General features: G+C 72.7%; 5 protein-coding genes. 4 read left to right on the plus strand and 1 reads right to left on the minus strand.

The window, feature by feature from the left end; all coding sequences use genetic code 11:
- A partial coding sequence (locus JFN87_RS31995) for an NsdA family TPR-like regulatory protein (RefSeq protein ID WP_504739801.1) occupies positions 1-574 on the minus strand: 574 nt, incomplete at its 3' end.
- Between the two features lie 365 nt (positions 575-939).
- Here JFN87_RS31995 and lipB point away from each other — a divergent pair.
- The 4 genes from lipB (at position 940) to JFN87_RS32015 (ending at position 4,198) form a co-directional block, all read left to right on the plus strand.
- The gene (gene lipB / locus JFN87_RS32000; protein WP_209345844.1) at positions 940-1,806 is read left to right on the plus strand and encodes a lipoyl(octanoyl) transferase LipB; all 867 of its coding nucleotides are present in this window, start codon (positions 940-942) and stop codon (positions 1,804-1,806) included.
- Positions 1,807-1,959: 153 nt separating this feature from the next.
- The gene (gene lipA / locus JFN87_RS32005; RefSeq protein WP_209345846.1) at positions 1,960-2,958 is read left to right on the plus strand and encodes a lipoyl synthase; all 999 of its coding nucleotides are present in this window, start codon (positions 1,960-1,962) and stop codon (positions 2,956-2,958) included.
- Positions 2,959-3,273: 315 nt separating this feature from the next.
- The gene (locus JFN87_RS32010) at positions 3,274-3,489 is read left to right on the plus strand and encodes an SCO2195 family GlnR-regulated protein (protein ID WP_209345848.1); all 216 of its coding nucleotides are present in this window, start codon (positions 3,274-3,276) and stop codon (positions 3,487-3,489) included.
- 10 nt (positions 3,490-3,499) lie between these two features.
- On the plus strand, positions 3,500-4,198 hold the full coding sequence (locus JFN87_RS32015; protein WP_209345850.1) for a DUF4191 domain-containing protein: 699 nt from the start codon (positions 3,500-3,502) through the stop codon (positions 4,196-4,198).
- The last annotated feature ends 656 nt before the right edge of the window (positions 4,199-4,854 follow it).

The following is a 4,854-nucleotide window of genomic DNA, read 5'->3' on the forward strand; positions in this document are numbered from 1 at the left end:
CGGACGTCCCGGAAGAACCGGGGGCGCCGGAGGGACCGGACGCACCCACCGCGCCGGGCGCGCCCGCCTGAGCCGGTCTCCGCGGCGCGGCCGCACCCGCCGCGCCCGCCGCCACCCCCGGGTGCCCCACGCGCTCGTCGGGCCTGCCGATCAGCCAGTCCCGGCTGGGCACCACGAGCCCCGCGGGCGTGAACGCGATCTTGCGCAGCTCCGCGTGGCTGCCCGAGTCCTTCTTCCACAGCCCGCCGACGATGTCGACGGCCTCCTCGGGCGTGGCGGCGAACTCCAGGCCCGCGTAGACCGGCGCGCACGCGTCGAGCCCGAGGTCCTGGGTGGTCAGGCGGCGGCCGAGTCTGCGCGTGAACACCTCGGTGATCAGCGCGGGAGTGGTGCCGCGCGGCTGCTGGCCGCGCAGCCAGCGGGTGACGGACGTCTTGTCGTAGCGGAGGTCGAGCCCGTGCTCAAGGCCGAGCTGGTCGACCCTGCGGGCGAGGCCCGCGTGGGAGAAGCCTGCCTCTGCGATGAGCGCGGCGAGTCTGTTGTTGGCATTGCGCTGCGGAGGTCGTTCCGACATCAGCTGTACGGTCTCCTGCCTTCCGGGCCCCGGGGCAGCCCCATACCATCGGCCCCTCACGATCGGCGTGAATTTAGCGGTAAAAAGCAACCTCACACCGGCTTTCACCCCGGGTTCATCCGATCGTGTGAGGATCCGCGCAACCTCCGCCGAGGGCCGCGTGAATCTGCCTCCGGCACATGCGCCAATGGGGCGTCCACCACCTCCCCGTCACGTTGGCCACCCGCCGCCGTACAGTTGCGGAAGCGCCGGAGTGCACGGAAAACGCCCCCTGCGCACCACGTCCGCGGTGTGCCGGGCGCTCCTTCGACGCACCGGAAGCTGGACCGACGGCTGCGCTGCCGCAGCCACTAGGAGGCACTGCCGTGGATGAGCTGCGGTTCGTCCGTCTGGGCTTCGGCGACGAGGCCGTCGCCTACCTGGACGCATGGGAGGAGCAGCGCCGCGTGCACGCCGCGCGCGTCGCCGACGAGGCACCCGACACCTGCCTGATGCTCGAACACCCGCCCGTCTACACGGCCGGCCGGCGCACGCGGGACGACGAGCGGCCCCTCGACGGCACCCCGGTGATCGACGTGGACAGGGGCGGCAAGATCACCTGGCACGGTCCCGGCCAGCTGGTGGGCTATCCGATCCTGAAGCTGCCGAACCCGGTGGACGTCATCGCGCACGTCCGCCGCCTGGAGGAGGCGCTGATCAGGACCGCCGCCCAGTTCGGCGTGGAGACGACCCGGGTGGAGGGCCGCAGCGGGGTGTGGGTGCTGGGCGACGCGGTCGCGGATCGCCCGGCGGCGTCCGGCCTCGTGCTGGACTTCGACCCGCGCGTCAGGACGGACGACTTCGACCCGCGGCTGAACGGCCCCGAGTACGCGCCGTCCAACGCGGGGCAGCGGCGCGAGGACCGCAAGCTCGCGGCCATCGGCATCCGCGTCGCCAAGGGCGTCACGATGCACGGCTTCTCGCTGAACGTGAACCCCGACAACACGTACTTCGACCGCATCGTGCCGTGCGGCATCCGGGACGCCGGGGTGACGTCGCTCGCGTACGAGCTGGGGCGCGACGTGCCCGTCGCGGAGGTCCTGCCCGTGGTGGAGCGGCACCTGCGCGACGTACTGGCGGAGGCGTCCCCCGCCTCCGCGACGGCCCCGGCTCAGGCAGCCGCTCAGGCACCCGCTCAGGCAGCCGTTCAGGCCTCCGCCTCGGACGCGACGCTGGAGGGCGCGAGCGCCTGAACCACGGCCCGCCCGACGCGGCCCGCGACCCGAGGGCCCTCCGTGGCCCCGAGACCACGGTCCGAACGGACCACAAGACCACGCAATGCACGGGCGTAACCTGGTATTCGCCGAAGAATCGAATGCCGCGCCAGCCAGAAAGAGGTGCCGGACGTGTCCGCTGTCGCACCCGACGGACGCAAGATGCTGCGCCTGGAGGTCCGGAACAGCCAGACCCCCATCGAGCGCAAGCCCGAGTGGATCAAGACCCGGGCGAAGATGGGGCCCGAGTACAACCAGCTGCAGAAACTCGTCAAGAGCGAGGGCCTGCACACGGTCTGCCAGGAGGCCGGCTGTCCCAACATCTTCGAGTGCTGGGAGGATCGCGAGGCGACCTTCCTCATCGGCGGCGACCAGTGCACCAGGCGCTGCGACTTCTGCCAGATCGACACGGGCAAGCCGCAGGCGCTCGACCGTGACGAGCCGCGGCGCGTGGGCGAGTCCGTCGTCACGATGGACCTGAACTACGCCACGATCACCGGCGTCGCGCGCGACGACCTGGAGGACGGCGGCGCCTGGCTGTACGCGGAGACGGTGCGCCGGATCCACGCGATGACGGCGGCCCGCGAGGCGGGCGCGACCAAGGTCGAGCTGCTCATCCCGGACTTCAACGCGGTGCCCGAGCAGCTCGCCGAGGTGTTCTCGTCGCGGCCCGAGGTGCTCGCACACAACGTCGAGACCGTGCCGCGCATCTTCAAGCGGATCCGCCCCGGCTTCCGCTACGAGCGGTCGCTCGACGTGATCACGAAGGCGCGCGAGGCCGGGCTCGTCACCAAATCCAACCTGATCCTGGGGATGGGCGAGGAGCGGGCCGAGGTCAGCGAGGCGCTGCGGCAGCTGCACGAGGCGGGCTGCGAGCTGATCACCATCACGCAGTACCTGCGTCCTTCGGTGCGCCACCACCCCGTCGAGCGGTGGGTGAAGCCCGACGAGTTCGTCGAGCTGCAGGAGGAAGCCGAGGAGATCGGCTTCTCCGGCGTGATGTCGGGGCCGCTGGTGCGCTCCTCGTACCGCGCCGGCCGGCTGTTCCAGCAGGCGATGGACCGCAGGAGCGCGCAGCCCGTGGGCGTCGGGGCGGCTTCCGCCGCCGGGGCGGTTCCGCCGGCGGTGTGAATCCGCGCACAAGTGGTTACCGACAAGTAGCGGTGCTTGCCCGAACGGCCCGTACGTACGCCCCAGGTGAGGGGCGCGTACGGGCCGCTTCCGCGCCGGGGCGCATGCCGCCCGCCCGCGGCCCGGGCTTCACCGCGGTTTGACCGCCGGGTCACGCGCTGGTAACACCGATGAGTGACGCTGCACGCACGCACCGCACACACCGGGGACGTCCCGGGGTCGCCGCGACCGCGGCAGCGCACGACACCGCGCCCAACCGCACCGTGCCACACCCTCCGGTTCTTCCCCGCTCGTCTCGCCAGGGAGATCGACATCATGCAGGCCGCGCCGGTACGCCCCACTGCCCGACCGCCGGCGGCAGCGCGTTTCGCGCTGCGCGCCGTGGAGACGCTGCTGCTGCCCGGCGGCCGGCGGACGGCTCGTCGAAACGCCTGGTCAGCGGTGGTGGAGGACCGGCGCGCTGCCCGCGCCCGCGCCGAGAGCCAGTCCGTGATCGAGGCTGTGTCCGACCGCTCTTCCCAGGCCACGTAAACTTTCCTGTATGGCGAGGAAGGACAACGCAGACTCTGCTGCGAACCAGGGGCGACTGAAGCAGATCGCTCAGACCTACAAGATGACCCGGCGGGTCGATTCCAAAGTCGGTCTTGTCATCGCGGGCGTGGGAATCGTCACCTTCGGTGTCATCCTCGCCATCGGTTTCGCGCTCGGCCACCCGCTCTATCTGGGGATCCTGGGCTTCATCCTGGCGTTCCTCGCGATGGCGATCATCTTCGGCCGCCGCGCGGAACGCGCGGCCTTCGGGCAGATGGAGGGCCAGCCCGGCGCGGCCGCCGCGGTCCTGGAGAACGTGGGACGCGGCTGGACGACGACACCGGCCGTGGCGATGAACCGCAGCCAGGACGTCGTGCACCGCGCGGTGAGCAAGGCGGGCATCGTGCTGGTCGCCGAGGGCAACCCGAACCGGCTGAAGTCGCTGCTCGCGGCCGAGAAGCGGAAGATGGCGCGCATCGTCGTCGACGTGCCGGTGCGGGACATCATCGTGGGCGACGGCGAGGGGCAGGTGCCGCTGAAGAAGGTGCGCGCCACGCTGCTGAAGCTGCCGCGCGTGGTGGACGGACCGACGGTGACGGCCACGAACGACCGGCTGCGCGCGATGGGCGACCTGATGAGCAACATGCCCCTGCCCAAGGGGCCCATGCCGAAGAACGTGCGCATGCCGAAGGGCGGCAAGATGCGCTGACCCGCGCGCGGGTGGCGTGGAGGGGGCGGCCGGAACGGCCGCCCCCTCCACGCGTTCGGGCCGGGTGGCGGGCCCCCGGCGGCCGAGCGCGTCCGGGCCGGGCCCGGTGCGTCAAGCCGCCCAGGCGCCCAGGCGCCCGGGGGGGGCTTGGCGCACGGCGTGGGCCCGTCAGCTCAGCTGACCAGCGCGGTCCGGCGGCCCCGGACCATCACCAGACGGCTCCGGAGGCCGGCGCGCCCCCACCCGGCGTCGGCGGCGCAAGCACCCGGCCGCTAGGCGCGGTCCGGCCCTTGCGGTCCGGCCCCCGCGGTTCGGCGGCCCCGGACCATCACCAGGCGGCGACCGATCCGACGCCGACGGCCAAGGACACCGCCGGCAGCCCGGGCAGCTCGGCGCACCAGCTCGGCCCAGGTGGCTCGGCCCCGCGTCAAGGCTGTGATGGCGGAGGACAGCTCGGCGGCCACGGCGACAGCCCCTCGGCAGTGGCCGGACCGCAGGGCGGCGGCGTCGGCCGGGGAGCACACGGCCGCTCGGCCGCTCCGGCGCATCACCAGGCGGCCCCGAGGTCCAGCGCGTCTCGGCGCCCGGTGTCGGCGCCCTGTCGGTTGAGCACAGCTCGGCGGCCCGGCCGACCAGCACGGCGCGGGGGCGCACGG

The organism is Streptomyces montanisoli, assembly GCF_017813245.1.
Classification (GTDB): Bacteria; Actinomycetota; Actinomycetes; order Streptomycetales; family Streptomycetaceae; genus Streptomyces; species Streptomyces montanisoli.